General features: G+C 71.8%; 23 protein-coding genes and 1 pseudogene. 10 read left to right on the top strand and 14 right to left on the bottom strand.

Annotated elements, in window-relative coordinates; genetic code table 11:
* Window positions 1-53 precede the first annotated feature (53 nt).
* From ACZ60E_RS14485 to ssd, 7 genes are all read right to left on the bottom strand, one after another.
* Entirely contained in the window at window positions 54-539 is a 486-nt protein-coding gene (locus ACZ60E_RS14485; protein WP_469440431.1) for an Rv3654c family TadE-like protein, read from the bottom strand.
* Window positions 536-895: a TadE family type IV pilus minor pilin gene (locus ACZ60E_RS14480; protein WP_469440429.1), complete on the bottom strand. Its 360-nt coding sequence runs from the start codon at window positions 893-895 to the stop codon at window positions 536-538. The genes ACZ60E_RS14485 and ACZ60E_RS14480 overlap by 4 nt, the downstream gene beginning before the upstream one ends.
* A gap of 13 nt (window positions 896-908) precedes the next feature.
* Window positions 909-1,046, bottom strand: coding sequence for a DUF4244 domain-containing protein (locus tag ACZ60E_RS14475; RefSeq protein ID WP_384801522.1), 138 nt, complete (start codon window positions 1,044-1,046; stop codon window positions 909-911).
* Between the two features lie 231 nt (window positions 1,047-1,277).
* Entirely contained in the window at window positions 1,278-2,108 is an 831-nt protein-coding gene (locus ACZ60E_RS14470; RefSeq protein WP_469440426.1) for a type II secretion system F family protein, read from the bottom strand.
* Window positions 2,105-2,962 carry a type II secretion system F family protein gene (locus ACZ60E_RS14465; RefSeq protein WP_469440424.1) on the bottom strand — a complete coding sequence of 286 codons (858 nt, stop codon included), beginning with the start codon at window positions 2,960-2,962 and terminating at the stop codon, window positions 2,105-2,107. The genes ACZ60E_RS14470 and ACZ60E_RS14465 overlap by 4 nt, the downstream gene beginning before the upstream one ends.
* A gap of 14 nt (window positions 2,963-2,976) precedes the next feature.
* Entirely contained in the window at window positions 2,977-4,362 is a 1,386-nt protein-coding gene (locus tag ACZ60E_RS14460) for a TadA family conjugal transfer-associated ATPase (protein WP_469440422.1), read from the bottom strand.
* The gene (ssd, locus tag ACZ60E_RS14455; RefSeq protein WP_384801510.1) at window positions 4,359-5,462 is read right to left on the bottom strand and encodes a septum site-determining protein Ssd; all 1,104 of its coding nucleotides are present in this window, start codon (window positions 5,460-5,462) and stop codon (window positions 4,359-4,361) included. Before ssd ends, ACZ60E_RS14460 begins: the two co-directional genes overlap by 4 nt.
* Before the next feature lie 559 nt (window positions 5,463-6,021).
* Here ssd and ACZ60E_RS14450 point away from each other — a divergent pair.
* On the top strand, window positions 6,022-6,858 hold the full coding sequence (locus ACZ60E_RS14450) for an HAD family hydrolase (RefSeq protein ID WP_469440421.1): 837 nt from the start codon (window positions 6,022-6,024) through the stop codon (window positions 6,856-6,858).
* 422 nt (window positions 6,859-7,280) lie between these two features.
* On the opposite strand, the gene ACZ60E_RS14445 is transcribed toward ACZ60E_RS14450, so the two are convergent.
* Window positions 7,281-8,147, bottom strand: coding sequence for a Fic family protein (locus tag ACZ60E_RS14445; RefSeq protein WP_453792472.1), 867 nt, complete (start codon window positions 8,145-8,147; stop codon window positions 7,281-7,283).
* 95 nt (window positions 8,148-8,242) lie between these two features.
* Here ACZ60E_RS14445 and ACZ60E_RS14440 point away from each other — a divergent pair, with 95 nt between their 5' ends.
* Window positions 8,243-9,229, top strand: a complete 987-nt coding sequence (locus ACZ60E_RS14440; RefSeq protein ID WP_384801501.1) for an ATP-binding protein — start codon at window positions 8,243-8,245, stop codon at window positions 9,227-9,229.
* Between the two features lie 19 nt (window positions 9,230-9,248).
* On the opposite strand, the gene ACZ60E_RS14435 is transcribed toward ACZ60E_RS14440, so the two are convergent.
* Complete coding sequence (locus tag ACZ60E_RS14435) at window positions 9,249-10,541, bottom strand: polysaccharide deacetylase family protein (RefSeq protein WP_469440418.1); 1,293 nt, start codon at window positions 10,539-10,541, stop codon at window positions 9,249-9,251.
* Between the two features lie 268 nt (window positions 10,542-10,809).
* Between ACZ60E_RS14435 and ACZ60E_RS14430 the strand changes: the two genes are divergently transcribed.
* The 6 genes and pseudogenes from ACZ60E_RS14430 to ACZ60E_RS14405 all read left to right on the top strand — a co-directional run bounded on the left by ACZ60E_RS14430 (window position 10,810) and on the right by ACZ60E_RS14405 (window position 19,003).
* Window positions 10,810-13,206, top strand: coding sequence for a bifunctional SulP family inorganic anion transporter/carbonic anhydrase (locus tag ACZ60E_RS14430; protein WP_469440416.1), 2,397 nt, complete (start codon window positions 10,810-10,812; stop codon window positions 13,204-13,206).
* A gap of 184 nt (window positions 13,207-13,390) precedes the next feature.
* A pseudogene (gene acs, locus ACZ60E_RS14425) lies at window positions 13,391-15,438 on the top strand (acetate--CoA ligase).
* Window positions 15,439-15,668: 230 nt separating this feature from the next.
* Entirely contained in the window at window positions 15,669-17,099 is a 1,431-nt protein-coding gene (gene nhaA, locus ACZ60E_RS14420; RefSeq protein WP_384801493.1) for a Na+/H+ antiporter NhaA, read from the top strand.
* A 118-nt stretch (window positions 17,100-17,217) separates the two neighbouring features.
* Window positions 17,218-17,706, top strand: a complete 489-nt coding sequence (locus ACZ60E_RS14415) for a phage holin family protein (RefSeq protein ID WP_210881761.1) — start codon at window positions 17,218-17,220, stop codon at window positions 17,704-17,706.
* Complete coding sequence (locus ACZ60E_RS14410; protein ID WP_384801489.1) at window positions 17,703-18,668, top strand: alpha/beta fold hydrolase; 966 nt, start codon at window positions 17,703-17,705, stop codon at window positions 18,666-18,668. The genes ACZ60E_RS14415 and ACZ60E_RS14410 overlap by 4 nt, the downstream gene beginning before the upstream one ends.
* Before the next feature lie 155 nt (window positions 18,669-18,823).
* Window positions 18,824-19,003 carry a hypothetical protein gene (locus ACZ60E_RS14405; protein ID WP_107018148.1) on the top strand — a complete coding sequence of 60 codons (180 nt, stop codon included), beginning with the start codon at window positions 18,824-18,826 and terminating at the stop codon, window positions 19,001-19,003.
* Between the two features lie 80 nt (window positions 19,004-19,083).
* On the opposite strand, the gene ACZ60E_RS14400 is transcribed toward ACZ60E_RS14405, so the two are convergent.
* The 3 genes from ACZ60E_RS14400 to nth form a co-directional block, all read right to left on the bottom strand.
* Window positions 19,084-20,283 (bottom strand): MarP family serine protease, encoded by a 1,200-nt coding sequence (locus tag ACZ60E_RS14400; protein WP_469440490.1) that lies wholly within the window; start codon window positions 20,281-20,283, stop codon window positions 19,084-19,086.
* A gap of 126 nt (window positions 20,284-20,409) precedes the next feature.
* The gene (locus ACZ60E_RS14395; protein WP_469440412.1) at window positions 20,410-21,147 is read right to left on the bottom strand and encodes an NUDIX hydrolase; all 738 of its coding nucleotides are present in this window, start codon (window positions 21,145-21,147) and stop codon (window positions 20,410-20,412) included.
* Between the two features lie 52 nt (window positions 21,148-21,199).
* Window positions 21,200-22,357 (bottom strand): endonuclease III, encoded by a 1,158-nt coding sequence (gene nth / locus ACZ60E_RS14390; RefSeq protein WP_469440488.1) that lies wholly within the window; start codon window positions 22,355-22,357, stop codon window positions 21,200-21,202.
* Window positions 22,358-23,138: 781 nt separating this feature from the next.
* Between nth and ACZ60E_RS14385 the strand changes: the two genes are divergently transcribed.
* Together ACZ60E_RS14385 and ACZ60E_RS14380 are read left to right on the top strand one after the other, a co-directional pair.
* A complete protein-coding gene (locus ACZ60E_RS14385) occupies window positions 23,139-23,813 on the top strand; it encodes a Crp/Fnr family transcriptional regulator (RefSeq protein ID WP_016642758.1) in 675 nt (224 codons plus the stop codon).
* 285 nt (window positions 23,814-24,098) lie between these two features.
* A complete protein-coding gene (locus ACZ60E_RS14380) occupies window positions 24,099-24,944 on the top strand; it encodes a nucleotidyltransferase domain-containing protein (protein ID WP_469440410.1) in 846 nt (281 codons plus the stop codon).
* Between the two features lie 78 nt (window positions 24,945-25,022).
* Here ACZ60E_RS14380 and ACZ60E_RS14375 read toward each other — a convergent pair whose 3' ends face one another.
* Together ACZ60E_RS14375 and ACZ60E_RS14370 are read right to left on the bottom strand one after the other, a co-directional pair.
* Entirely contained in the window at window positions 25,023-25,862 is an 840-nt protein-coding gene (locus tag ACZ60E_RS14375) for an MBL fold metallo-hydrolase (RefSeq protein WP_469440408.1), read from the bottom strand.
* Complete coding sequence (locus ACZ60E_RS14370; RefSeq protein WP_469440406.1) at window positions 25,859-26,830, bottom strand: NUDIX hydrolase; 972 nt, start codon at window positions 26,828-26,830, stop codon at window positions 25,859-25,861. The genes ACZ60E_RS14375 and ACZ60E_RS14370 overlap by 4 nt, the downstream gene beginning before the upstream one ends.
* Window positions 26,831-26,834: the final 4 nt, after the last annotated feature.

The following is a 26,834-nucleotide window of genomic DNA, read 5'->3' as shown; positions in this document are numbered from 1 at the left end:
CCACCCGCTACGACAAAACCGCCCAGTCCTACAAAGCGGCCATCACCCTCGCATCACTCCTGATGTGGGCGTGACATTTGACGACAGGCCCTAGGCCCCGCGGCCATGGGTGGCGGGCCTGCCCGTGACCTGACCTCGGCCGTCAGCGGCCCCCGTCCCGCCTCGACCGTGACGTCCGCGATCTCGCCCCGGACGGCGCACCGCACGATCCGGGTGCCCTGCGCCCGTGCCACGCGGTCCGCCCGGGCGCAGGCCTCCGTCCCGCCGTCCGTCCAGTGGTCGGCCGCGGCGAGGGCCGCCAAGTCTGCCGCGCCGCCCGCACGATGACGGACCACCACCGCCTGGCCCATCGCGAGCACGGCACCGAAGACCACGCACAGCACCGCGATCGCGCCGACGGCCCAGACAGTCGCCGACCCCCGGTCCGAAGCGAGCCCCGGCCCCCACGACCTCGTACGCCACCTCCCGAACCCGGCCCGTCCCGATTCCCCCGTCCTTCTGACCTCCGCCCTCCTTCTGACCTTCTCCGTCCCCCTCACCGGGCCGCCCCGACTGTCTCCTCCGCCAGGGCGACTGCCTCCTGTGTGAGGTCGAGGGTCAGCGCGTCAGGGCCGGGGGTCGTGGCCTCGACCCGGACGCGTACCAGGTCGCCCTCGCGCCGGACGGAGACGTCGGCACCGCTCGGCGCCGCCTGGCGGGCGGTCTCCAGCACCGTGCCCGGCGGTTCCTGCCGGGCCGCCACACGAGCGCCGGCCCGGGCCGCGTCCACGCACTGGATCAGCGCGGTCGCGGCCAGCAACGCCCAGACCAGCGCCATCGTGAACGCCACCAGCGCCGGCAACACCACAGCCGCCTCCGCCGTCACGAACCCGCGGTCCCGGGCCGACGAGCCCACGCGCGCACCCGCTTCAGAACCTCCCACTGAGCGCCCGCCCCACGATGTCCTGCAGAACCCCGCGCACCTGCCCGCTGGTCAGCACCTCGTAGAGCAGCGCGGCGAACCCCACCGCCGCGATCAGCCCCATCGCGTACTCGGAGGTGACCATCCCGGCGTCCCTCCGCCCCGCCCCTGCCCGTCCCACCCGGGCCCAGCCCTCCAGAACCCACGCCCACACCTGAACCCGCACTGCCTTACCCATCCGAACCCCCGTACAGCTCTGTCCCGTTGACCTTTGACGTTTGACCTTGGCCTTCGGCTTTTAGCCTTCGACCTTCGACCTTCGACCTTCGGCCTTCGACCGCTGACCTTGCTCACCCGTGGTTCCGCCCGTCAGCCATCACCCCCGCCCATCGCCCCCACCCAGCACCCCGCTCGCGAGACCGAGCACCACCGGCAGTACGCCGATCGCGATGAACGCGGGCAGGAAGCACAGCCCGACGGGAGCGGTGATCAGGACGCCCGCCCGTCGCGCCCGAGCCGTTGCGGCGCGCCCCCGTTCCGCGCGGGCCTCGGAGGCGACGCGAGCGACCGGTACCGCCGCCGGTACTCCCGACTCGCCGGCCCGCTCCAGCAGCCGGGCCAGCCCTCGGGCGCCTGGCAACGCGGCCAGCGCGCGCCAGGCTTCAGCCGGTTCACCGCCGAGTCGCACCTCGGCCGCTCCCCGCGCCAGCCGCGCTCCCACGGGCCCCTCCAGCGCCTCCCCCACCGCCCGCGCGGCCATGACGGGGCTCGCGCCCGCCGCGATGCAGGCGGCCAGCAGATCAGCGGCAAGGGGCAGTTGCCGCGCGGCCTGTACCGCGTCGAACCCCTCCGCAGATCCCGCCGCCGACACCGACGCCGATCCGCGCTGCCACCGCCACATCCCGAACGCGGCCACAAGTCCCACCAGGACCCCGGCCGTGCCACCGACGAACACCCAGCAGGCGCTCAAGACGCCGATCACCGGCAGCCATCGCCGCACCACGTCACGCAGCGGCTGCGAGCGCCGCCCGAAGGAGGCTGCCTCCACGGCCGGTTCGCGTTCGTCGGCCAGGATCGTCAGCAGCGCCTCGAACCGCCTGCGCGCCCTCCGCTTCCGCCGTGCCGCTCCCAGGGACCGGGCGAGCGCCCACAGTCCCGACGCCACGCACACCACCGCCCCCAGCCTGTGGACAACCTCCGTACTCATCCGTCCTCCGCTCCCCGTACGATCCGCAGCGCCCACCACAGGCCGACGCCCTCCAGAACCCCGCCGACCAGCAGGCAGCCGAAGCCCGCCCCGGTATGCAGCACGACGTGCAGCGGGTCGGCGCCGAGCGCGGTGCCCAGGAGCAGCCCGAGCACCGGCAGTCCCGCGAGCAGCACCGCCGTCGACCGGGCGCCCGCCAACTGGGCCCGCAGGTCGGCGCGTTGGTCCCGCTCCGCGCGCAGCGCCCCCTCCAGCCGGTCGAGCCCGGCCGCGAGGCCCGCGCCCCGGTCCACGGCGACACGCCAGCACGCGGCGAGCCCCAGCAGCCCTTCGGCCCCGGGCCGCCGGGCCGCGTCGGTGAGCGCGCCCGGCACATCCCCGCCGAACCGCGCGGCCGCCAGGACCGACGCCTGCACGTCCCCGAGCCCTCCCGAGTCCCGGGCGGCGCCCAACAGCGCCTCGCCCGGCTGCCGTCCGGCCCGGACCTCCCCCGCGAGCGCCCCGCACAGCGCGATCACGGCGGCGGCCCGCCGCTCCCGCGCCCGCCGCGCCGCTCCGGCCCGCCGGACACTCCGTACCAGGGGTACTCCGAGCGCCCCCAGGACGACCGGCACCACGGACGCTCCCAGGAGTCCGACCACCGACCCGGCGATCAGGGCCCACCACTCGCCCCGCGTCCCGTGCAGCCGCCGAAGCCGCTCCCCGGTCCGCAGATCCCGCTTCCACGACGGCGGCCCGATGCCCGCCGCCCCGCCACCGGCACACACCAGCCGCGCCCGTCGCATCCCGTGCCCCGGCCCGCCCATCACCCAGACCGCCATCCCGGCGCACACCACGGCCACCACCACAGACATCCCGACCACCCCCGTCACAACCCGCACCCACCCCTCCGCTCACTCACGCCATCCACGCCCCGCACGCCTCTCACATCACTCGCGCGTCCCACGCCACTCACGTCGCCCGTGCCGCCGAGCAGCTCTCGAAGCCGCTCCCACCCACGCCCGTACGTGAAGGCCTCCGCGCCCCATCGCAGCGCGGGCACCGTCACGACCAGCCCCGCCGGGTCCCGCTCCAGCACATGCACCTCGGCGATCCGTCGCCGCCCGGCCCGGTCGCGTACGAGATGGAGCACCACCGAAAGCGCCGCCGCCACCTGGCTGTGCAGTGCGGCCCGGTCGAGCCCGGCGGCCGTGCCCAGTGCTTCCAGGCGGGCCGGCACCCCCGAGGCGGCGTTGGCGTGCACGGTCCCGCAGCCGCCTTCGTGGCCCGTGTTCAACGCGGCCAGCAACGCCACGACTTCGGCCCCTCGGACCTCACCGACCACCAGACGGTCCGGCCGCATGCGCAGCGCCTGGCGGACCAGGTCCTGGAGCGTGACGAGTCCGGCGCCCTCCTGGTTGGGCGGTCTGGATTCCAGCCGTACGACATGGGGGTGGTCGGGGCGCAGCTCCGCCGAGTCCTCGGCGAGCACGATCCGCTCACCCGGCCCGACGAGGCCGAGCAGCGCACTCAACAGCGTCGTTTTGCCGCTGCCCGTGCCGCCGCTGATCAGGAACGAGAGCCGCGCGTCGAGCAGGGCGCGCAGCAGCCGGTCCCCGCCCGGCGGTACCGTCCCCGCGGCCACCAGTTCGGCGAGGGTGAACGCCCTCGGCCGTACGACCCGCAGGGACAGGCAGGTCGAGCCGACGGCGACCGGTGGCAGCACCGCGTGCAGCCGGGTGCCGTCGGGGAGTCGGGCGTCCACCCAGGGGTGGGCGTCGTCCAGCCGTCGCCCGGCCACGGCCGCGAGTCGCTGTGCGAGACGTCGTACGGCCGCCGCGTCCGGGAAGGACACGGCTGTCAGCTCCAGGCCGCCGCCGCGGTCCACCCACACCCGGTCGGGTGCCGAGACCAGCACGTCGGTCACCGAGGGGTCGTCGAGGAGTGGTTCCAGCGGGCCGCTCCCGACCAGCTCCGACCGCAACCGCTCGGCCGCACCGAGGACTTCGGCGTCCCCGAGCACCCGCCCCTGCTCCCGCAGAGCCTGTGCCACGCGCGCGGGAGTCGGTTCGCCCCCGCTCTCGGCCAGCCACTGCCGGACCCCGTCCAGCAGTCCCGTGTCGGAGGCCGAGCCGCCCCACGGCCGCCCACCCACAGGCGGCCCCGCGCCCGGGCGGCCACGCGGGCCCGTGCCGGTGCGGCCTCCGGAGAGGCTGCCCCCCGATGGCCCCACGTGGGCGGGCGAACCGCCGCGCAGGCCCGTGCCCCCGCTCATACGCCCCCTCCGGCGACCGCGGCCCGCTCCCAGAACGCCGAGCAGAAGCGGGCGAGCGGCCCACGGCCGTCTCCGCCGGGCGGAGCGCCCCGCTCCTGGGCGGCCGGCAGCCCCGTCTCCGTGGGCACCTCGCCCATCAGGGGCAGTCCGAGAAGCCGGGCGACCTCCCGGTCGTCCAGACCTGGCGCGTACGGCCCGCGGACCGCGACGCGCAGGTCCCTCAGGACCATGCCGACCGCGGACGCCACCCGTCCGGCCGCCGCGACGGCGCGCAGTTCGGCCGGGACGACGAGCACTCCGAGGTCGATCTGGGCGAGGGCTTCCGCGACCCCTTCGTCGATCCGGCGCGGCAGATCGACGACCACCACCCCGCCGCGCCGTCTAGCGGCGGCCAGGACCGCGCGGACGGCCTCGGGCGCCACGGTGACGCAGTCGCCCCGGTCCCAGCTGAGGACCCGCAGGGCGTGCAGTGCGGGCAGGGACTCCTCCAGGGCTTCGCCGCCGACGCGTCCGTGCGAGGCGGCGAAGGCGGGCCAGCGGAGTCCCTCGACGGATTCCCCGCCGAGGAGTACGTCGAGTCCGCCGCCCAGCGGGTCCGCGTCGACAAGGAGGGTGCGGGCGCCCTGGCGCGCCGAGGTGACCGCGAGCGCGCAGGCGAGCGTGGACGATCCGGCGCCTCCGCGACCGCCGATCACGCCGACGGTGAGGGCGGGCGGTCCGACGCCCTCGGCCACGTCGGCGATGCGGTCGACCAACCATTGTTCGCCATCCGGCAGCATCAGCACGTGGTCGGCGCCGATCTCCACAGCCCTTCTCCAGACCCCGGGATCGTCCTGATCCCGCCCCACCAGTACGACTCCGCGTCTGCGCGTGGCGCCCCGGACGCGGCGCGCGGCGTCGTCGCCGACGAGGACCAGCGGTGCCGTGTCCCAGCCGCCGCCTCGCTCCGGCACCCCGTGGTGGACTTCGGGCCGGGCGCCGGCCGCGGCGCACAGCCGTAGCAGGTCGTCCAGCAGATCCACGTCCTCGGTGACGATCAACGGTCCGCCCTGCCGCCCCTCGGCGGCCGACGGCCGGTCGTGTGTGATGGCTCCCGCCACGCTCTCCAGCCCCCTTCGCTGCTTCGTCGCGGAACCCCTGCGGTCCCGCGATTCCCGCCCAGCGCAAGAGCGGCCATCCGGCCCTCCATATGAACCGCCGATACGAACCGGCCATAGCCGCCGAACAAACGGAACCGGCCATGAACTTCCGCAAGCGGTACGCGCTGGAATCACGGTGCAGCGAAGGCGGAAATCGTGTGGATCTTGGTCGATAACTGTGGACAACTCGGTGCCTGTGAATATCGCCTTCACCCAAACCGGTGACCGTTGTGCGACTTCCTTGGCGCGACCCCACAGCTACACACAGTGACGAATCCTGTGCGGAGACAGAGAAACGCCGGGCCCCGCAGTGCGGGGCCCGGCGCTCTCAACAACGGACGGGAAAACCCGTCCGGACATGCGACGACCCCCGCCGGGGGGGAGAGCGGGGGTCGTCCCCACGGTTTGACTCGGGGGGGGAGGAGCCAAACCGGGTTAGCACGGTCGCGAACGATCCGTGACTTCCATGGTGTACCCGAGAGCTCTCTCAGGCAAACCCACACGTCCCACACTAGCCCGAATGGCGGGCGCATATGCTCAACCCGTGGAAAACCACTCCTTGCCTCGTACAGCCGCCTTCTTTGACCTGGACAAGACGGTCATTGCGAAGTCGAGCACGCTCACCTTCAGCAAGTCGTTCTACCAAGGCGGTCTGATCAACCGCCGGGCGGTGTTGCGTACCGCATATGCCCAGTTCGTGTTCCTCGCCGGCGGCGCCGACCACGACCAGATGGAGCGGATGCGCGCGTACCTGTCCGCGCTGTGCCGCGGCTGGAACGTCCAGCAGGTGAAGGAGATCGTCGCCGAGACCCTGCACGACCTGATCGACCCGATCATCTACGACGAGGCCGCCTCCCTCATCGAGGAGCACCACACCGCGGGCCGCGACGTCGTGATCGTGTCCACCTCCGGCGCGGAGGTGGTCGAGCCGATCGGTGAACTCCTGGGCGCCGACCGGGTGGTGGCCACCCGCATGGTCGTGGGCGACGACGGCTGCTTCACGGGCGAGGTGGAGTACTACGCGTACGGCCCCACCAAGGCCGAAGCAGTCAAGGAGCTGGCCGCGTCCGAGGGATACGACCTGTCGCGCTGCTACGCGTACAGCGACTCGGCGACCGACATCCCGATGCTCTCGGCGGTCGGCCACCCCCACGCAGTGAACCCGGACCGCGCACTGCGTCGCGAGGCTCTCGCGCGCGGGTGGCCCATCCTCGACTTCAACCACCCCGTGCGCCTCAAGCAGCGGCTGTCCGTGGCGCCCCGCCCGGCCATCGTCGCGGCGGCGGCCATAGGGGCGGCGGCGGCCACCGCGGGGCTCGTCTGGTACGCCAGCAGGCGCCGCGCGGCGGTGAGCTGACCCCACCCGGGAGGCACCACTTCCGCCCCCTCGCCCTTCATGGGCCTCTCCTTGTTCACTCTTTCGAGTCGGCCGCCCGATTCATTCCGCTTTGGCCGCAAAAGTAAAGAAGTACAGCGAGGGGTTCCACTTGCCCCGGACCAGGAGTACAAAGGGATTAACGGCCCGCGAGACCAAGGACATCCGAAAGGATCACCTTCAAACGCAACCGAGGCCCCACGGACCGCGCATGAACACAGGGCACCCACGCGACGTCGACCCGTCGATTACGGGCCAGCCGCACCAGGCGACGGGCAACAGTTCCCGACCTGATGGGCAACACTCCGAGGACGCTTGGTAACCCGGTGGACATGTCGGCGGCGGTACGGAAATCCGTACCGCCGCAACCCTGTTCAGGGACCCTTGCCGCACCCGACCGGCACTTATGCCGCGCCTCGCTGAAGTGCCTCGCAGACGGCCGTCGACTCCCTGGCGCCGAGTTCGACCGCCCTGCCGCAGTGGGCGATCCAGGCCGCCATCCCGTCCGGAGTGCCCGAGGCATAGCCGTCGAGAGCGGCGGCGTAGGCCGCGCGGCCGAGTTCCGCGTGACCGACCTCCGGCGGGCAGACTGACTTGGGGTCCAGGCCGCTGCCGATGAGGACGATCCGTTCGGCCGCGCGCGCGACCAGGCCGTTGTGGGAGCCGAAGGGGCGCAGCGCGAGCAGTTCACCGTGCACCACGGCGGCGGTCACCAGGGCGGGCGCCGAACTCCCCGCGATGACCAGCCGCGCGAGACCGTCGAGCCGGCCCTCAACCTCGTCGGCGCCCGGCAGCGGAAGGCCGATCAGCGGTGGCCCCGCGGCGCCTGCCGCCGGGGTCTCCGTGGCGGGCTCCCCGTCCTGTCGCGGGCGTCCGACCGTGTCCCCGTTATCGGCGGCGGCCACCAGATGCAGCCTTGCCAGCACCCGGAGGGGCGACTGCCGCCAGATGGACAGGAGTTCGCCCGACTCGGCGGTCAGCCTGAGGGCCGCGCCCACCACCCTGGCCTGGTCGTCGCCGCTGAAGTCGGCCCGTCGGCGCACCTCTTCGAGGGCCCAGTCCGCGCCGGACAGCGCCGCGGATCCACGGGAGCCCCGCAGTGCGGCCTCTCCGGTGATCTCGTTGCTGCGGCGCCGCATGATGCGGTGCCCGTAGACCCGGTCCACGGCCTTGCGCACGGACTCCACGGATTCCGCCACCCCGGGCAGCGAGCCAAGCGCCGCGAGGGGGTCGGTGTTCGCACCTGTCGCACCCGCTCCTGTCGTACTCATGAGTACGACCCTACGCACCCCCGGCCCGCGCCCCACGAACGAGTGGTCTTCTTCACGTCCGAGGGCTCTCCGGCGCAGCGGCACGACTACGCTACATGAACATGAAAATTGCTTTCGTTGGGAAGGGCGGCAGTGGCAAGACCACCCTGTCCTCGCTCTTCGTCCGTCACCTCGCGACCACCGGATCGCCGGTCGTCGCGGTGGACGCCGACATCAACCAGCACCTCGGCCCCGCACTCGGCCTCACCGACACCGAAGCACGGGACCTGCCCGCCATGGGCGACCGCCTGACCCTCATCAAGGACTACCTGCGCGGCTCCAACCCGCGTATCGCCTCCGCCGGAACGATGATCAAGACCACCCCGCCCGGCGAGGGCTCCCGGCTCCTGCGGGTGTGCGAGGACAACCCGGTGTACGAGGCCTGCGCGCGGCCGGTGGAACTCGACGGCGGCGCCGTTCGTCTGATGGTCACCGGCCCGTTCACCGAGGCCGACCTGGGAGTGGCCTGCTACCACTCCAAGACCGGCGCGGTGGAGCTCTGCCTGAACCATCTCGTCGACGGCCCCGGCGAGTACGTGGTCGTGGACATGACGGCGGGCTCGGACTCCTTCGCGTCCGGCATGTTCACCCGCTTCGACATCACGTTCCTCGTCGCGGAGCCCACCCGTAAGGGCATCTCGGTCTACCGGCAGTACAAGGAGTACGCGCACGACTTCGGCGTCACCCTGAAGGTCGTGGGCAACAAGGTGCAGGGCCAGGACGACATCGACTTCCTCAAGGGCGAGGTCGGCGACGACCTGCTGCTGACGGTCGGCCACTCGGACTGGGTACGCGCCATGGAGAAGGGCCGCCCGCCGCGGTTCGAGCAGCTGGAGGACGGCAACCGCCGCGCGCTGAGCGCCCTCCAGGCAGCTGCCGACGCGACCTACGGACAGCGCGACTGGGAGCGCTACACACAGCAGATGGTCCACTTCCATCTGAAGAACGCGCAGTCGTGGGGCAACGAGCGCACGGGGGCCGACCTGGCCGCCCAGGTCGACCCCGCCTTCGTCCTGCGGGAGGCCGAGACCGCCACGGCGTGATCCGCACGCCGTCCGGGCGCTACGGCTTGACCGCCGGGGCGCCCGGCACTCCCTTCGGGGCCGGAGCCGCGGCGGGCCGGTCGGACAGGAACGACGCCCAGTCCTGCTTCGGGGACTGCCCCACCTTGAGCGTGCGGAGCTTGTCAAGGGTCTTGGGGTCCTGGGCGTCGAGCCAGTCGGCGAGCTGCCGGAAGGACACGCACCGCACCTCGCGCTTGGTGCAGACGCGCTCGATGGTCTCCTGGATGGCCCGCATGTACGTGCCGCCGTTCCAGGACTCGAAGTGGTTGCCGATGATGAGGGGCGCACGGTTGCCCTCGTAGGCGCGCGAGAAGCCCTTGAGCAGGCCGTCACGCATCTGGTCGCCCCAGTACTCGTGCTTGTCGGGATCGCCCTGGGACACGGTGCCCGACTGGTTGACCATGAAGTTGTAGTCCATGGTCAGCGTCTCGAACCCGCGGCCCGGGACCGGGACGAGCTGCATCGACAGATCCCACAGGCCCGCCTTCTTCTTGGGCCAGACCTGGTCGTTGACGCCGCTGGTGTCGTAGCGGAAGCCGAGCTCGCGGGCGGCCCGCATGAAGTTCTTCTGCCCCTCCAGACAGGGCGTGCGGGCGCCGATGAGCTCCTTGTCGTAGTCGAAGGGCAGCGGTGAGCCCTTCGCCGTACCGGTGTTGGTCTTCCAGGACTTGACGAAGGACTTCGCCTGGGCGATCTCGTCCTTCCACTCCCCGACCGACCACTCGCCCACTCCGCCGCCGCTGCCGCAGAAGTGGCCGTTGAAGTGCGTGCCGATCTCACTGCCTTCGAGCCAGGCGCCGCGCAGCTGCTTCACGGTGTCCCGGATGCCCTGCTCGTCGTTGAAGCCGATGTCGGAGCGCCCGGGTGAGTGCTGCGGCGGCCGGTACAGGTCGCGCTTGCCCTCCGGAAGCATGTACACACCGCTGAGGAAGTACGTCATGGTCGCCCGGTTGTCCTTGGCCACCTTGCGGAAGTGCGAGAACAGCTTCTGGCTGTCCTCGCCGGCCCCGTCCCACGAGAAGACCACGAACTGCGGCGGACGCTGCCCGGGCTTCAGCTTCGCGGGCCGGGGCAGCCGCGGCTGCGCGCCGGTGAACGCGGTGGAGCCGTCGCCGATCAGCCGGACCCGGTTCTTCGGCGCCGGAGCGCCCACGCCCTTCTTGGCACCGTGCGCCCCCTCACCGTGGGCGCCCTTCTTGGCGCCGGTGTCGCCCATCCCGCAGCCGGCGAGCGCCGCGGCGCAGACCGCGATGACGGCGACGCCCGTGGTGAACCTCTGAGTGGCGGCCATGTTCCGCCCACCTTCTTCCTTCAATCGGGACAAAACAGACGGCGAAGTCAAGATCGCAGGGGTCCCTGAAGGAGGCGGTACGACAAGCCGATCAAAATGACTAATCACTCTCCGGAATGAATCGTTGGACTATTTGCGCGATTTTTCCTGACACGTCCTTTACTCTCCATTACGATTCATTTACCGAGCGTTGATAATCCCGCCGCTGTACGCCGTGACCCACGGCCGCGCCCCCAAGCGACCGCGTAGCCCCGGAAAGACGGGAACCATGACTGCCTTCGTCCCCACTCGCACCGACGACTCTTCGCACACCCCGGACGAGGGGCGGCCGCACAGCCCCTCCCCGCCCGGCCGCCGGAGTTCCCTGATCCCACGGATGACCGGACTCCCCAGGCCTCCTCGGCTCCCCCGGATCACGGCCGCCGACCTGTCGGCCTCGGTCGCCGTCTTCCTGATCGCCCTGCCCCTGTCCCTGGGCATCGCCCTCGCCACCGGAGCCCCCCTTCAGGCGGGGCTCGTGGCCGCCGCCGTCGGCGGGCTCGTGGCCGGCCGGCTCGGTGGCTCACCCCTCCAGGTGAGCGGCCCCGCCGCGGGACTCACCGTGGTCACCGCCGATCTCATCCACAAGTACGGATGGCGTACGACCTGCGCCATCACCGTCCTCGCCGGACTCGTCCAAGTCGGCCTGGGCTTCCTGCGGGTGGCCCGTTCCGCGCTGGCCGTCAGCCCCGCGATCGTGCACGGCATGCTGGCCGGCATCGGCATCACCATCGCCGTCGCCCAGCTGCACATCGTGCTCGGCGGCTCCCCGAGCAGCTCGGTCGTCGACAACATCCGGGCGCTGCCCGCCCAGTTGGCGCACCCCCAGGTGGCAGCGCTGGCGATGAGCGCCCTGACGCTGTCCGTGCTGCTGGCCTGGCCCCGCATCCCCGGGCGCGCGGGGCAGATCCTGCGCACCGTTCCGGCCGCGCTCGTCGCCGTCGCCGCGGCCACCACCACGGCCGCCCTCGCCTCGCTCACCCTCCCCAAGGTGGATCTGCCGTCCTGGCGGAGTCACGCGCTGGCCGGGCTGCCCGAGGGTCCGGTGCTCGGGATCGTCGCCGCCGTGCTCACCACCACGCTGGTGTGCAGCGTCCAGTCGCTCCTGGGCGCCGTCGCCGTGGACAAGCTCACGGCCAGACGGCCGGCCCAGCAGGGGCGCTCCGACCTCGACCGCGAGCTGCTCGGACAGGGCGCCGCCAACATCGTCTCCGGCACGCTCGGCGGGCTCCCCGTCGCGGGCGTGGCCGTACGGAGCTCGGCGAACGTCCACGCCGGCGCCCTCAGCCGGAACTCGACGATGCTGCACGGCGTCTGGATCACGGTGGCCGCACTGCTGATGGTGCCCCTCCTGGAGCTGATCCCCCTCGCGGCACTGGCCGCCCTGGTGATGGCCGTCGGCATCCAGATGGTGTCCCTGCACCACATCCGCACGGTCACCCGCCACCGAGAGGTGCTGGTGTACGCCGTCACCACCCTCGGTGTCGTCGTCCTCGGAGTCCTCGAAGGCGTCACGCTCGGGATCGCCATGGCCGTCGGCGTCGCCCTGCACCGCCTCACCCGGACGCGGATCACCCGCTCGGTGGGCCCGGACGGCGTCCATCACGTGCGCGTGCGCGGACAGCTGACGTTCCTCGCCGTGCCCCGCCTCACCCGGACACTGCATCTGGTGCCGCCGGGGGCCGGTGCCGTGATCGAGCTGGACGGCTCCTTCATGGACCACGCGGCGTACGAGTCGCTGCACGACTGGCAGAGCGCGCACACCAACCGCGGCGGCTCCGTCGAGCTGACCGGGCGCACCGGAGCGCGGCTCACGGAACCGCACATCAAGGACGAGGACGGGCAGACGGCGCACTGCCACTGCCGTCCCTGGACGCCCTGGCGCAACCACCACTGCGAGAGCCCCGAGACACCGCCGCCCGGCGGGCACCGCAGCGGGCATCAACTGGCCAGCGGCATCAGCACGTTCCAGCGCAACACCGCGCCCCTGGTGCGCGGCGAGCTGGCCCGGCTCGCGCGGGAGGGGCAGCAGCCCTCACAGCTCTTCCTGACGTGTGCCGACTCCCGGCTGGTCACGTCGATGATCACCTCCAGCGGCCCCGGTGACCTCTTCGTCGTACGCAATGTCGGCAATCTCGTGCCGCCGCCCGGCGAGGAGAGCGGCGACGACTCGGTGGCCGCCGCGATCGAGTACGCGGTGGAGGTGCTGCGGGTGCGGTCCATCACCGTGTGCGGGCACTCCGGATGCGGGGCGATGCAGGCGCTGATGAACACCGATCCGGGAGGTGCCCAGACGCCCCTGAAGCGGTGGCTGCGGCACGGACTGCCGAGCGTGGAGCGCATGACCGCCGAGGACCGGCCCTGGACCCGGATCGCCGGACGCGCGCCCGCCGACGCCACCGAGCAGCTCTGCCTCACCAACGTCGTGCAGCAGCTGGAGCACCTGCGGGCGCACGAGGCGGTGGCCCGGGCACTGGAGGAGGGCGCGCTCGAACTGCACGGGATGTACTTCCACGTGGGCGAGGCCCAGGCCTACCTCCTCACGGAGGCCACCCCCCGCGACGAAGAGGAGGGTGAGCTCTTCGACCGGGTCGCGGCGACGGCCCTGTACGACACCCAGGGCTGAAGCGCGGGCCCCGGGCGACACCCCGGCCCTGAACCGCTCCCTTCCCCCGTCCGTGAGAACGTGTGGCCGCCCGTTTCCGCGGGCAGGCCACACGCACACAGGATCCCGCGCACCCGATCCGGCACACAGGTCTAAACCAATTCTCGGACGGCCCTTGTCACCAGGGGCCCACGTCTGATGAGCTGTGGCCTGGGACACAACGGACACCCTGGGAAAGGGAGATGTCGTGAGCAACGAAAGCCTGGCCAACCTGCTGAGCAAGGAGGGGGAAGCATGAGCGAGCCGTCCTCCCTCTCCAACCTGCTCAAGGAAGAACGCAGGTTCGCGCCGCCCGCCGACCTGGCCGCGAATGCCAACGTCACCGCGGAGGCGTACGAGCAGGCCAAGGCTGACAGGCTCGGCTTCTGGGCCGAGCAGGCCCGCCGACTGACCTGGGCCACCGAGCCGACCGAGACCCTGGACTGGTCGAACCCTCCGTTCGCGAAGTGGTTCCAGGACGGCAAGCTCAACGTCGCGTACAACTGCGTGGACCGTCATGTCGAGGCCGGACACGGCGACCGGGTCGCCATCCACTTCGAGGGCGAGCCCGGTGACAGCCGCGCCATCACCTACGCCGAGCTGAAGGACGAGGTCTCCAGGGCGGCCAACGCCCTCACCGAGCTCGGGGTCGAGAAGGGCGACCGGGTCGCCGTCTACCTGCCGATGATCCCCGAGGCCGTCATCTCGATGCTGGCCTGCGCCCGCATCGGCGCCGCGCACTCGGTCGTCTTCGGCGGCTTCTCCGCGGACGCCATCGCCACCCGTATCCAGGACGCCGACGCCAAGCTGGTCATCACCTCGGACGGCGGCTACCGCCGCGGCAAGCCGGCCGCGCTCAAGCCCGCCGTGGACGAGGCGGTCTCCCGGGTCGACGGCGTGGCCAAGGTCCTCGTCGTACGGCGTACGGGCCAGGACGTCGCGTGGACCGAGGGCCGCGACGTCTGGTGGCACGAGATCACGCAGAAGCAGTCCGCCGAGCACACGCCCGAGGCGTTCGACGCCGAGCACCCGCTGTTCATCCTCTACACCTCGGGGACGACGGGTAAGCCCAAGGGCATCCTGCACACCTCCGGCGGCTACCTCACCCAGGCCGCGTACACGCACCACTCCGTCTTCGACCTCAAGCCGGAGACCGACGTCTACTGGTGCACGGCCGACATCGGCTGGGTCACCGGGCACTCGTACATCACGTACGGGCCGCTGGCGAACGGCGCGACCCAGGTCATGTACGAGGGCACGCCCGACACCCCCCACCAGGGGCGCTTCTGGGAGATCGTCCAGAAGTACGGCGTGACGATCCTCTACACGGCCCCGACGGCCATCAGGACGTTCATGAAGTGGGGCGACGACATCCCCGCGAAGTTCGACCTGTCGAGCCTGCGCGTCCTCGGTTCGGTCGGTGAGCCGATCAACCCCGAGGCGTGGATCTGGTACCGCAAGCACATCGGCGGCGACCGCACCCCCATCGTGGACACCTGGTGGCAGACCGAGACCGGCGCGATGATGATCTCGCCGCTGCCGGGCGTGACCGAGACCAAGCCGGGTTCCGCACAGCGGGCGCTGCCGGGCATCTCGGCGACGGTCGTCGACGACGAGGCGCGCGAGGTTCCCGACGGCGGCGGCGGTTATCTCGTCCTGACCGAGCCGTGGCCGTCGATGCTGCGCACCATCTGGGGCGACGACCAGCGGTACATCGACACCTACTGGTCGCGTTTCGAGGGCAAGTACTTCGCGGGCGACGGTGCCAAGAAGGACGACGACGGCGACATCTGGCTGCTCGGCCGGGTCGACGACGTGATGCTCGTCTCCGGGCACAACATCTCGACCACCGAGGTCGAGTCGGCGCTCGTCTCGCACCCGTCGGTCGCCGAGGCGGCGGTCGTGGGCGCGGCCGACGAGACGACCGGCCAGGCGATCGTGGCGTTCGTGATCCTGCGCGGTTCCGCGTCGGAGACCGAGACCCTCGTGGGCGAGCTGCGCAACCACGTCGGCAAGACCCTCGGCCCGATCGCCAAGCCCAAGCGGATCCTGCCGGTGGCCGAGCTGCCCAAGACCCGCTCCGGAAAGATCATGCGCCGGCTGCTGCGCGACGTCGCGGAGAACCGCCAGCTGGGTGACGTCACCACGCTGACCGACTCCACCGTCATGGACCTCATCCAGACGAAGCTCCCCGCGGCGTCCAGCGAGGACTGAGGCAGGCTCCGTACGGACACGACCCAGGTCTCGTACGGGCAAAGACCTCAAAGGGGCACCCGGTGGCGGACCCGCCGGGTGCCCCTTCTCCATCGCGGGTAGGCTGCGAAACACGTAAATACGCGACAACACAACGTCCGCGCTCCGAACGAGCCCGGAGTTTCCATAGGTGCGCCGGGAAGTCTGGTCGGCATGTGCTCTGCCCTGCCCACCGACCGGAGGTCGACCCCGTGTCCGCGCCCACCCCCACGCCCGACCAAGACCGTCAGGTCACCAGGAACCGCAAGGTCCTCGCACGGCTCCCGCTGCCCGAGCGGACCTTCGTCGCGGACGCGCTGCGCACCGAGACGGTCGGCGGCGTCCTCCTGCTCGTCGCCGCCGTCGCGGCGCTGATCTGGGCGAACACCCCCCTGCGGGAGAGTTACGAGGCCGTCCGTGACTTCCACGTCGGGCCCGCCGCACTCGGCCTGCACCTCTCCGTCGAGCACTGGGCCGCCGACGGACTCCTCGCGGTCTTCTTCTTCGTCGCCGGCATCGAGCTCAAGCGCGAACTGGTCGCCGGCGAGCTCAAGGACCCACGGGCCGCCGCGCTCCCCGTCGTCGCCGCGCTCTGCGGCATGGCGATGCCCGCGCTGGTCTACACCCTGGTCGGCGTCACCGGCGGCGGCTCGCTCGCCGGCTGGGCCGTACCCACCGCGACGGACATCGCCTTCGCGCTCGCCGTCCTCGCCGTCCTCGGGACGTCGCTGCCGAGCGCCCTGCGCGCCTTCCTGCTGACCCTCGCCGTCGTCGACGACCTCTTCGCGATCCTGATCATCGCGGTCTTCTTCACCGACGACCTGGACTTCGCGGCGCTCGGCGGCGCCGTCGTCGGCCTCGCCGTCTTCTGGCTGCTGCTCAGGAAGGGAGTACACGGCTGGTACGTGTACGTGCCGCTCGCGCTGGTCGTCTGGGGCCTGATGTACAACAGCGGCATCCACGCCACCGTCGCCGGCGTCGCGATGGGCCTGATGTTGCGCTGCACCACCCGCGCCGACGAGGGCGAGGAGCACTCGCCGGGCGAGCAGGTCGAACATCTCGTACGCCCTCTGTCGGCGGGCCTCGCCGTACCGCTGTTCGCGCTGTTCAGCGCGGGGGTCGCGGTGTCGGGCGGCGCGCTCGGCGAGGTGTTCACCCAGCCGGAGACCCTCGGGGTCGTCCTCGGCCTCGTCGTCGGCAAGGCGGTCGGGATCTTCGGCGGTACGTGGCTGACGGCCCGTTTCACCAGTGCGTCGCTCTCCGAGGACCTCGCCTGGCCGGACGTCTTCGCCGTGGCCTCCCTCGCGGGCATCGGCTTCACCGTGTCGCTGCTCATCGGCGAACTCGCCTTCGCGGACGACCCGGCGCTCAGCGACGGCGTGAAGGCCGCCGTCCTGACGGGCTCCCTGATCGCGACCGTCCTGTCGGGCGTGCTGCTGAAGATGCGCAACGCCAGGTACCGCGCGCTGTGGGAGCACGAGGAGCGCGACGAGGACCACTCGGGCGTCCCCGACGTGTACGAGCAGGACGATCCGGCCTACCACCTGCGCATGGCCGAGATCTACGAGCGCAAGGCCGCCGAACACCGAAGGCTTGCCGAAGTGACGGGCGGGGCAGGCGTGGAGCACGACGGTCCGGCATGATCTGACACACACGGTCCGAAACGTACGGCCCGGACCTGACGGTCCGAAACCACCGGCCGGAACATCCGGACAGTCAAGACAACGGCGACACGACAACCAAGACAACAGGGAGAACGCGATGAGCGCACCCGACGGCAGCCCGGTCGGCGCCGAACGCAGCATCGGCCAGCTGTTCGCCTCGGCGACGACCGAGATGTCCGCGCTGGTGCACGACGAGATCGCACTGGCGAAGGCGCAGCTCAAGCGGGACGTCAAGCGCGGCGCGGTCGGCGGCGGCGCGTTCAGCGCGGCCGGCGCGGTACTGATCTTCTCCCTGCCGATGCTGAGCTTCGCCCTGGCGTACGGCATCCGCACCTGGAGCGGCTGGAACATGGCCGTCTGCTTCCTGCTGTCGTTCGCCGCGAACGTGCTGGTGGCCGCGGTCCTCGCGCTGATCGGCGTGGTCTTCGCGAAGAAGGCCAAGAAGGGCAAGGGCCCGCAGAAGACGGCGGCCTCGGTCAAGGAATCGGCGGCCGTACTGCAGAACGTGAAGCCGCACCCCCGTGAGATGACCACGGTGTACCGGGTGGGTGACGGGGTCGAGGCTGTGACACGCTCGTCCTCATGACGGGCTCCTCCATCCCTGCGGGGCAACCATCCTCGGCGCAACCCACCTCTGTCGTACGGCTCGACGTGCCCGGCGCCAAAGAGGTGATCCACCGGGATGTCGCCGCGAACGGGGCGCGCTTCCACATCGCCGAGATGGGTGACGGGCCGCTGGTCCTGCTGCTGCACGGCTTCCCGCAGTTCTGGTGGGCCTGGCGGCATCAGCTGGTGGCGCTCGCCGACGCGGGCTTCCGCGCGGTCGCCATGGACCTGCGGGGCGTCGGCGGCAGCGACCGCACGCCACGCGGCTACGACCCCGCGAACCTCGCGCTCGACATCACAGGGGTCGTACGGTCCCTCGGTGAGCCCGACGCCGCGCTGGTCGGCCACGACCTCGGCGGCTATCTTGCGTGGACGGCGGCCGTGATGCGCCCCAAGCTGGTGCGCAGGCTCGTGGTCTCCTCGATGCCGCATCCCCGGCGCTGGCGTTCGGCGATGCTCTCGGACATGAAGCAGACCGCGGCCGGTTCGTACGTCTGGGGCTTTCAGCGGCCCTGGATCCCCGAACGCCAACTGATCGCCGACGAGGGCGCCCTGGTAGGCCGCCTCATCCGGGACTGGTCCGGGCCGCGACTGCCGGAGGACGACGTCGTGGAGACGTACCGGCGGGCGATGCTCATCCCCTCGACCGCGCACTGCTCGGTCGAGCCCTACCGGTGGATGGTCCGTTCGATGGCCCGTCCCGACGGCATCCAGTTCAACCGGCGCATGAAGCGGCCGGTGCGGGTGCCGACGCTGCATCTGCACGGATCGCTCGATCCGGTGATGCGCACGCGCAGTGCGGCGGGGTCCGGGGAGTACGTCGAAGCGCCCTACCGGTGGCGGCTGTTCGACGGGCTCGGGCACTTCCCTCACGAGGAGGACCCCGTGGCGTTCTCCACCGAACTGATCAACTGGCTGAAGGACCCCGAACCGGACCGCTGAGACGGCCCCGGAAGGCCGGTCGAGCGGGCTGTCGCCCCATGCGTCACACGGGTCCCAGGAACGTCTGTTCTACGAACGCCAATTGCCTCGCGCATAGGCCAATTGGGGGGCGTGGGGGCGGTTATCGACCTTGGGGCTGGGGCAGACGTCGGTGTATGGGCTGGACGCACGACTACAGTGACGCAGCACGCAACCGCCGCTCGATCGGCGGGCTGAGCTCCCACCGGAGGGGCGCCCCGCAGTTGCAGGGCACGGACCCCCGGCTGGGAATCCCGCACATTCTGAGGCGCCGGGCCCGATGGGTCTCGGCGCGTTTGCGTCATCCCCGCGGCTGAACCGCCCGGGGACCTCCACTCGGACCTTCACCCGCCCGGCCCTTGCGGACCGGTGACCCGCGCGACCCGAGTGACGGGCCTCAGAGCGCGCAGCTGTCGCTGTCCACCTGCTGGTTGGCGGTGCGGCCCGCGATGATGTCCTCCTGGATCTCGTCCACGGTCAGCGCGTAACCCGTCTCGGGGTCGTCGAGGGACTTCGCGAACACCACGCCGTACACCTTGCCGTCCGGGGTGAGCAGGGGGCCGCCGGAGTTGCCCTGGCGGACGGTCGCGAAGAGCGAGTACACCTCGCGCTTCACCGTGCCCCGGTGGTAGATGTCGGGGCCGTTGGCCGTGATGGGGCCGCGCACCCGCGCCGCCTTGATCGTGTACGAGCCGTTCTCCGGGAAGCCCGCGACGATCGCACCGTCCGACCGGGCCGCCGCCCGGGACGAGAACTGCAGGACGGGCGCCTGCAGTTCGGGCACGTCGAGTACGGCGATGTCGCGCTCCCAGTCGTAGAGCACGACCTTCGCGGCGAGCCGCGTGCCCTCGCCGCCTATCTGGACGTACGGCTCGTCCACGCCGCCGACCACGTGCGCGTTGGTCATCACACGGCGCTGTCCGAAGACGAAGCCGGTGCCTTCGAGGACCTTGCCGCAGCTCTGGGCGGTGCCGGTGACCTTGACGATGGAGCGCTGGGCGCGGGTGGCGACCGGGCTCGTCGCGAGGGCCGGGTCGGGAGCGGGCACCTCGTCGATCTGCTCGTCCGAGAAGGGGCTGAAGACCTGCGGGAAGCCGTTCCGTGCGAGGACCGAGGAGAAGCCGTCGAACCAGGTGTCGGCCTGGGCGGGCAGGGCCCGCGCCACTCCGAGGAGGACCTTGGAGCCGCGGACCTCCTTGCCGAGCGTCGGCAGCGTCGTACCGGCCAGGGCCGAGCCGATCAGCCAGGCCACGAGGAGCATCGCCACGACGTTGACGAGGGCACCGCCCGTGGCGTCCAGGGCGCGGGCCGGGGACCAGGTGATGTACCGGCGCAGCTTGTTGCCGAGATGGGTGGTGAGGGCCTGCCCGACGGAGGCGCAGACGATCACCACGACCACGGCGACGACGGCGGCGGTCGTACCGACCTTGGCGTCGTCCGTCGCCGCGCCCCAGACGACGGGCAGGAGGTAGACGGCGACGAGGCCACCGCCCAGGAAACCGATCACCGACAGGATGCCGACGACGAACCCCTGGCGATAGCCCACGATCGCGAACCACACGGCGGCGACCAGCAACAGGATGTCCAGCACGTTCACTGCCACTGCTTCAAGCCTCGCCTCATCACTTTGCGGTAGCCACGTCCTGGCCGGGGGGCCGGCCCGCCGCGCAGCGGCAGGGGGACACGGAGCCTCCCGGGAAGACACAGCACAGGGGCCACCCTGTCATGCGCGCCAGTCGAGCGGGACCTGCTTGTCCTGGTCCCAGGGACGCTCCCAGTCGGCGTAGTGCAACAGACGGTCGATGATTCCGGCTGTGAAGCCCCACACCAGGGCCGATTCGACCAGGAATGCCGGACCTCGGTGGCCGCTGGGGTGGACCGCCGTCGCACGGTTGGCCGGGTCCGTGAGATCCGCCACGGGGACGGTGAAGACCCGCGCGGTCTCGTTCAGGTCGACCGCGTCGACCGGTGTCGGCACGCGCCACCAGCCGAGGACGGGGGTCACCACGAAGCCGCTCACCGGGATGTAGAGCTTCGGGAGCACACCGAAGAGCTGGACGCCCCGGGGGTCGAGCCCGGTCTCCTCCTCGGCCTCGCGCAGGGCGGCCCGCAGCGGCCCGTCGGCCTGCGGGTCGCCGTCCTCGGGATCGAGGGCGCCCCCGGGGAAGGACGGCTGTCCCGCGTGCGATCTGAGCGAGGTGGCGCGCTCCATGAGCAGCAGTTCGGGACCGCGCTCGCCCTCGCCGAACAGGATCAGTACGGCCGACTGGCGTCCCGCGCCGTCCTCCGGCGGCAGGAAGCGGCTCAACTGGCGGGGCTGGACCGTCTCGACGGCGCGCACCACCGGGTCGAGCCAGCCGGGCAGCCCGGCGCTGCTCACGGCCGGATCTCCGTACCGCGTGCCGTGTGTGCCGTCCTGAATGCCGTCCTGAATGTCGTGCGTATGGCTCGCGCGCGTCATCGCCACCCCCGTTCTGCTGCTCTCAACGCCCGCGAGGCCGCAGATCGTTCCGTCATCCGGTGCCCCGCGAGGGTGAACCCGGCTCGGGCGCGGCCGAGCCGGTCCCGGCCGGGGCGGAGGCGGCGGGCGCGGCTGCGGCGGAGGCGGGTGCTCCGAGCGGCGGGGCCGGGATGCCGCCCGCGTCCAGGTAGGACTGCGGAGGGTTGAGGCGCTGGCCCGGGAAGCCGCCCTTCTCGTACTTCAGGAGCTTCTTCGCCTTCTCCGGGTCCGTCTCGCCCTCCCCGTACGCCGGGCAGAGCGGGGCGATGGGGCAGGCGCCGCAGGCGGGTTTGCGGGCATGGCAGATACGGCGGCCGTGGAAGATCACGTGGTGCGACAGCATCGTCCAGTCGGTCTTCGGGAAGAGCTCGCCGATCGCCCGCTCGATCTTGTCGGGCTCCTTCTCGGCGGTCCACTCCCAGCGGTGTACGAGCCGCTGGAAGTGGGTGTCCACGGTGATGCCGGGCCGGCCGAAGGCGTTCCCGAGGACGACGAAGGCGGTCTTGCGGCCGACGCCGGGCAGTTTGACGAGGTCTTCGAGACGGCCGGGGACCTCGCCGTCGAAGTCGTCCCGCAGGGCCTTGGAGAGACCCATCACCGACTTGGTCTTGGACCGGAAGAACCCGGTGGGCCGCAGGATCTCCTCGACCTCCTCAGGGTTCGCCGCGGCCAGGTCCTCGGGCGTGGGGTACTTCGCGAAGAGCGCCGGTGTCGTCTGGTTCACCCGCAGGTCGGTCGTCTGCGCCGACAGGACGGTGGCGACCACCAGCTGAAAGGGGTTCTCGAAGTCCAGCTCCGGGTGGGCGTACGGGTACACCTCGGCGAGCTCGCGGTCGATACGCCGGGCCCGCCGGACGAGAGCCGTGTGCGACTCGTTCCGGGGAGGCTTGGCGGGGGCGACGACTTTCTCTGCGGGCGCGGCCTTCTTGCCGGCCGCGGCTTTCTTGGCAGGCGCAGCCGTCTTACCGGCCACGGCTTTCTTCGCCGGCGCGGTCTTCTTGGCAGGCGCAGCCTCCTTGGCGGCTACGGCCTTCTTGACCGCCGCGGACTTAGCGGCAGGCACGGCCTTCTTGGCGGCCACGGACTTCTTCGCTGGCGCGGACTTCTTCGCTGGCACGGTCTTCCTCACGCGGGCGGCCTTCTTGACAGACGCCGTCTTCTCGGCGGGCACGGCTTTCCCAGCAGGCACGGCGGCGCTCCCGGCGGACGCCGCTCCCCCGGCGGGGGCCGGAGCGAAAGCCTCGGGGGCCGGAGTGGAGGCTTTGGGGGGCGTCTCCTCGGTGACCGCGGCCGTCACGGCGGTCGCCTTCACGGACGCGCTCTTCGTCGCCCGCTTCGTCGCGGCCGACCTCTTCGTCGCGGTCGCCCTCTTCGTAGCGCTCGCCACGGACGCGCGGGCCTTGCCCACCGCGGACGCACGGGTCTTCTTGACGGGCACCTTCTTGGCGGGCGCTTTCCCACCGGGGGACTTCACCGGCGCGGACTTCCTCGCGGTCTCCTTGGCGGTCCTCTTCGCCGCGGCGGCCTTCTTGGCAACCGCAGCCTTCTTCGCGGCCGCGGCCATCTCCGAGGCCGCGACCCCCGCGGCCTTACCCGCGGCCCCCGCCGCGGTCGTCGCCGGTCTCGACCCTGCCGCTTTTGTCGTTTTCTTCGCTCCACCGGAGCCCTGTTCGCCCACAGCGGAATCACGACGTACACCCACGCGCCCAGCCCCCTTGGCCTGTGCTCTCACCGGCGATTTGGACACCCGACCAGCCTAGAGCCCACCACCGACATCTGCCCCGGCCACCATCCATCAGCCCCCAATTGGCCCCCTGCCGCACTGTCGGACACGCCGGTGCGGCAGACTTGTGACTGATCACACTGTTTGGACCGTCCAGCAAAACGGGGAACACGGACCCCTGGTACACCGGGACCAAGATCCCCTGAGCAGGTCGACAAGGAGAGAACTCGTGGACGACGTTCTGCGGCGCGCCCCGCTCTTCGCGGCGCTCGATGACGAGCAGGCCGCGGAGCTCCGCGCCTCCATGAGTGAGGTGACCCTCGCACGCGGTGACGCGCTCTTTCACGAGGGCGACCCCGGAGACCGCCTGTACGTGGTCACCGAGGGCAAGGTGAAGCTTCACCGCACCTCACCCGACGGCCGCGAGAACATGCTGGCGGTCCTCGGCCCCGGCGAGCTCATCGGTGAGCTGTCGCTGTTCGACCCGGGCCCGCGGACGGCGACCGCCTCCGCGCTGACCGAGGTGAAACTGCTGGGCCTCGGCCACGGCGACCTCCAGCCCTGGCTGAACGCACGCCCCGAGGTGGCCGCCGCCCTGCTGCGCGCCGTCGCCCGGCGCCTGCGCAAGACCAACGACCAGATGTCCGACCTGGTCTTCTCCGACGTGCCGGGCCGGGTGGCCCGTGCGCTCCTGGACCTCTCGCGCCGCTTCGGCGTGCAGTCCGAGGAGGGCATCCACGTCGTGCACGACCTGACCCAGGAGGAGCTGGCCCAGCTGGTCGGCGCCTCCCGCGAGACGGTCAACAAGGCGCTCGCCGACTTCGCGGGCCGCGGCTGGCTCCGCCTGGAGGCCCGCGCGGTGATCCTCCTGGACGTGGAGCGTCTCGCGAAGCGCTCGCGCTGAGCGCTCCGCCGGAAGTCCGGTGAGTGGTCCGCGGGTGCGCTGTGGCCGGGTCCGCTGCGGCTGGTCGCGCCCGCGCGTCGGAGCCGCATGGCGATACGGCGGCCCCGCGCCCCTTCGAGGCGCTGCCGAACCGCTGTCGCACGACTTCTTACCGAAGGGCCCCGCCGGACGGCGGGGCCCTTCGGTGTCGTGCCGGGAACGGGTTGTGCCGGAACGGGTTGCGCGCGAAACGGGTTGTGCCGGAAATGGCATGCCCCCGCCGCCGCCTCCGGGCACAGTGGTGCCATGGCGGCGGACAGAGGGCTCGATGCCCTGGGCTACATCGAGCGCGAAGGCTCCCTGGGGCGGGTACCGGCGGTGTTCCGGCCCGTCGTCGCCGCGGCTCGTGACCGGGTGCTGGACGTCTTCGGAGGGCGGCTGGACAGCGCGTACCTCTACGGGTCGATTCCGCGCGGGACCGCGCGCGTGGGCCGTTCCGATCTCGACCTGCTGCTCGTCCTGCGCGAGGAGCCCACGGAGGCGGACCGGGCGGACGCGCGCACGCTCGACGAGGCCCTCGACAAGGAGTTCGCCCAGATCGACGGGGCCGGGACGCTGGTGGCCGGCCGGACGCAGGTGCTGAGCGACCTGGAGCGGCACGACCTCGGCTGGTTCGTCGCGTGCCTCTGTACGCCGCTGCTGGGCGAGGACCTCGCCGAGGAACTGCCCCGCTACCGGCCCGACACCCTCCTCGCCCGCGAGACGAACGGCGAACTCGCGCTGCTCCTCCCCCGCTGGCGCGAGCGGATCGCCGAGGTCACAGCGGCGGCCGGGGCGGACGGCCCGCAGGAGGCGGCCCTGCGGCCTCTGGTGCGCCACATGTCCCGTCACCTCGTCCGGACGGGCTTCACCCTGGTCATGCCCCGCTGGAACGGCTGGACGAGCAATCTGGCGGAGATGGCCGAGGTGTTCGCCGCGTACTACCCGGAGCGGGACCATCCGCGGCGGGCCGCCCAGCTGCGCGAGGCCGCCGCACTCGGCCGCGAGCCGGTCGGCGACCGTGCCGTCCTGCGGTCGTACGTCGACGATCTCGGGCCGTGGCTCGCCGAGGAGTACGCGCGCGTGCACGGCGTCAAAGCACCGCGCCCGTAGCGGACCGGCGGGTCCACTCCCGGATCCCAGCCCCGGTCCCAGCCCCGGCCTCGGTCCCGGCCTCGGTTCCGGTGCGGCTCACTCCCGGCCGATGAGCCCGTGTTCCTTGAGGTAGTCCAGCTGCGCCCGTACCGACAGTTCCGCCGCCGGCCACAGGGAGCGGTCGACGTCCCCGTAGACGTGCGCGACGACCTGGGACGGGTCCGTGTAGCCGTCCTCGACGGCCGTCTCGACCTGGGCGAGCCGGTGGGCCCGGTGGGCCAGGTAGAACTCCACGACTCCCTGGGCGTCCTCCAGGACCGGCCCGTGGCCCGGCAGGACCGTGTGCACGCCGTCGTCGACCGCCAGGGACCTCAGCCGCCTCAGGGAGTCCAGGTAGTCGCCCAGGCGCCCGTCGGGGTGGGCCACGACCGTGGTGCCCCGGCCCAGGATCGTGTCGCCGGTCAGTACGGCCCGGTCGGCGGGCAGATGGAAGCAGAGCGAGTCGGCGGTGTGGCCGGGCGTCGGTACGACCCGCAGCTCCAGGCCGCCCGTCGTGATCACGTTCCCGGCGGCCAGGCCCTCGTCGCCGAGCCGCAGCGCCGGATCGAGCGCCCGCACCTTCGTGCCCGTCAGCTCGGCGAACCGCGCCGCGCCCTCGGCATGGTCAGGGTGCCCGTGCGTCAGCAGGGTCAGGGCGACCCGCCTGCCGGCCTTCTCGGCGGCGTCGACGACGGCACGCAGGTGTACGTCGTCCAGGGGCCCGGGATCGATCACCACCGCCAGTTCGGAGTCCGGCTCGGCCACGATCCAGGTGTTCGTGCCGTCCAGGGTCATCGCGGACGCGTTCGGGGCGAGGACGTTGACGGCACGCGCGGTGGCGGGGCCGGAGAGCACCCCGCCGCGCGGCTGGCCGGGCAGTGCTGCGGCGTCGGTCATGCGGAGGCTCCACCGGTCGGGATGTGCTTGGTGAACTCGTCGTGGCCCGGCCAGCTGAGGACCAGCTCGCCGTCCACCAGCTTCGCCTGGGCCAGGACGGGTGTCATGTCCCGGCCGGGTGCCGCCGCGAGGGCCTCGGCTGCGGTCCCGTACGCGCCGAGCTGGCGCAGGGTCGCGATGGTGGGCGGCATCATCAGGAGCTCGCCCCTGTCGTAGCCGTCCATCGCCTCCGAAGGGCGGATCCAGACGGTGCGGTCGGCCTCCGTGGAGGCGTTCCGGGTGCGCTGGCCCTCCGGAAGGACGGCCACGAAGAAGAAGGTGTCGTAGCGGCGGGGCTCGAACTCCGGGGTGATCCAGCGTGTCCAGGCACCCAGGAGGTCGGAGCGCAGCACGAGCCCCCTGCGGTCGAGGAACTCGGCGAAGGACAGGTCGCGGGCGACCAGTGCCGCCCGGTCGGTCTCCCAGTCGTCCCCGGTGGTGTCGCCGACCACGGTGTCCGCGGTCGGGCCCGCGAGCAGGACGCCCGCCTCCTCGTACGTCTCACGGACCGCCGCGCAGACGATCGCCTGGGCGACGGCCTCGTCGACACCGAGCCGGGACGCCCACCACGCGCGCGTGGGGCCCGCCCAGCGGACGTGATGGTCGTCGTCCCTGGGGTCCACCCCGCCGCCCGGATACGCGTACGCGCCCCCGGCGAAAGCCATGGAGGCGCGTCGGCGCAGCATGTGGACGGCGGGACGGGAGTCGGTGTCACCGGAGCCGGAGCCGATGGTCCCGGAGCCGGAGCCGGTCTCCCCGGCATCGGATCCGGCGTCGGACCCGGTCTCCCCGGAGTCGGCCCCCGGGCCGGTGTCCTTGAGCAGCATGACGGTGGCCGCCCGCCTGGGGACGACCGGTGTGAGCGTGCCCTCCGCGAGTGCGCGGATCCTCTCGGGCCACTCCGGGGGGTACCACTGCCCATTCGCCATGGGC

It is taken from the genome of Streptomyces sp. NPDC102514, from assembly GCF_055584525.1.
The sequence above is the reverse complement of the archived record's forward strand: the minus strand, read 5'-3'. Positions and strand labels throughout refer to the sequence as shown.

Coding starts and splice junctions, on each gene's coding strand:
- ACZ60E_RS14370 (WP_469440406.1), bottom strand. CDS start 26,830: ATGGCGAATGGGCAGTGGTACCCCCCGGAGTGGCCCGAGAGGATCCGC.
- ACZ60E_RS14435 (WP_469440418.1), bottom strand. CDS start 10,541: ATGGCCGCCACTCAGAGGTTCACCACGGGCGTCGCCGTCATCGCGGTC.
- ACZ60E_RS14380 (WP_469440410.1), top strand. CDS start 24,099: ATGGCGGCGGACAGAGGGCTCGATGCCCTGGGCTACATCGAGCGCGAA.
- ACZ60E_RS14440 (WP_384801501.1), top strand. CDS start 8,243: ATGAACATGAAAATTGCTTTCGTTGGGAAGGGCGGCAGTGGCAAGACC.
- ACZ60E_RS14460 (WP_469440422.1), bottom strand. CDS start 4,362: ATGAGCGGGGGCACGGGCCTGCGCGGCGGTTCGCCCGCCCACGTGGGG.
- ACZ60E_RS14465 (WP_469440424.1), bottom strand. CDS start 2,962: ATGTCTGTGGTGGTGGCCGTGGTGTGCGCCGGGATGGCGGTCTGGGTG.
- ACZ60E_RS14450 (WP_469440421.1), top strand. CDS start 6,022: ATGGCGGGCGCATATGCTCAACCCGTGGAAAACCACTCCTTGCCTCGT.
- ACZ60E_RS14410 (WP_384801489.1), top strand. CDS start 17,703: ATGACGGGCTCCTCCATCCCTGCGGGGCAACCATCCTCGGCGCAACCC.
- ACZ60E_RS14375 (WP_469440408.1), bottom strand. CDS start 25,862: ATGACCGACGCCGCAGCACTGCCCGGCCAGCCGCGCGGCGGGGTGCTC.
- ACZ60E_RS14470 (WP_469440426.1), bottom strand. CDS start 2,108: ATGAGTACGGAGGTTGTCCACAGGCTGGGGGCGGTGGTGTGCGTGGCG.
- ACZ60E_RS14430 (WP_469440416.1), top strand. CDS start 10,810: ATGACTGCCTTCGTCCCCACTCGCACCGACGACTCTTCGCACACCCCG.
- ACZ60E_RS14395 (WP_469440412.1), bottom strand. CDS start 21,147: ATGACGCGCGCGAGCCATACGCACGACATTCAGGACGGCATTCAGGAC.
- ACZ60E_RS14405 (WP_107018148.1), top strand. CDS start 18,824: ATGGGCTGGACGCACGACTACAGTGACGCAGCACGCAACCGCCGCTCG.
- ACZ60E_RS14445 (WP_453792472.1), bottom strand. CDS start 8,147: ATGAGTACGACAGGAGCGGGTGCGACAGGTGCGAACACCGACCCCCTC.
- ACZ60E_RS14415 (WP_210881761.1), top strand. CDS start 17,218: ATGAGCGCACCCGACGGCAGCCCGGTCGGCGCCGAACGCAGCATCGGC.
- ACZ60E_RS14475 (WP_384801522.1), bottom strand. CDS start 1,046: ATGGTCACCTCCGAGTACGCGATGGGGCTGATCGCGGCGGTGGGGTTC.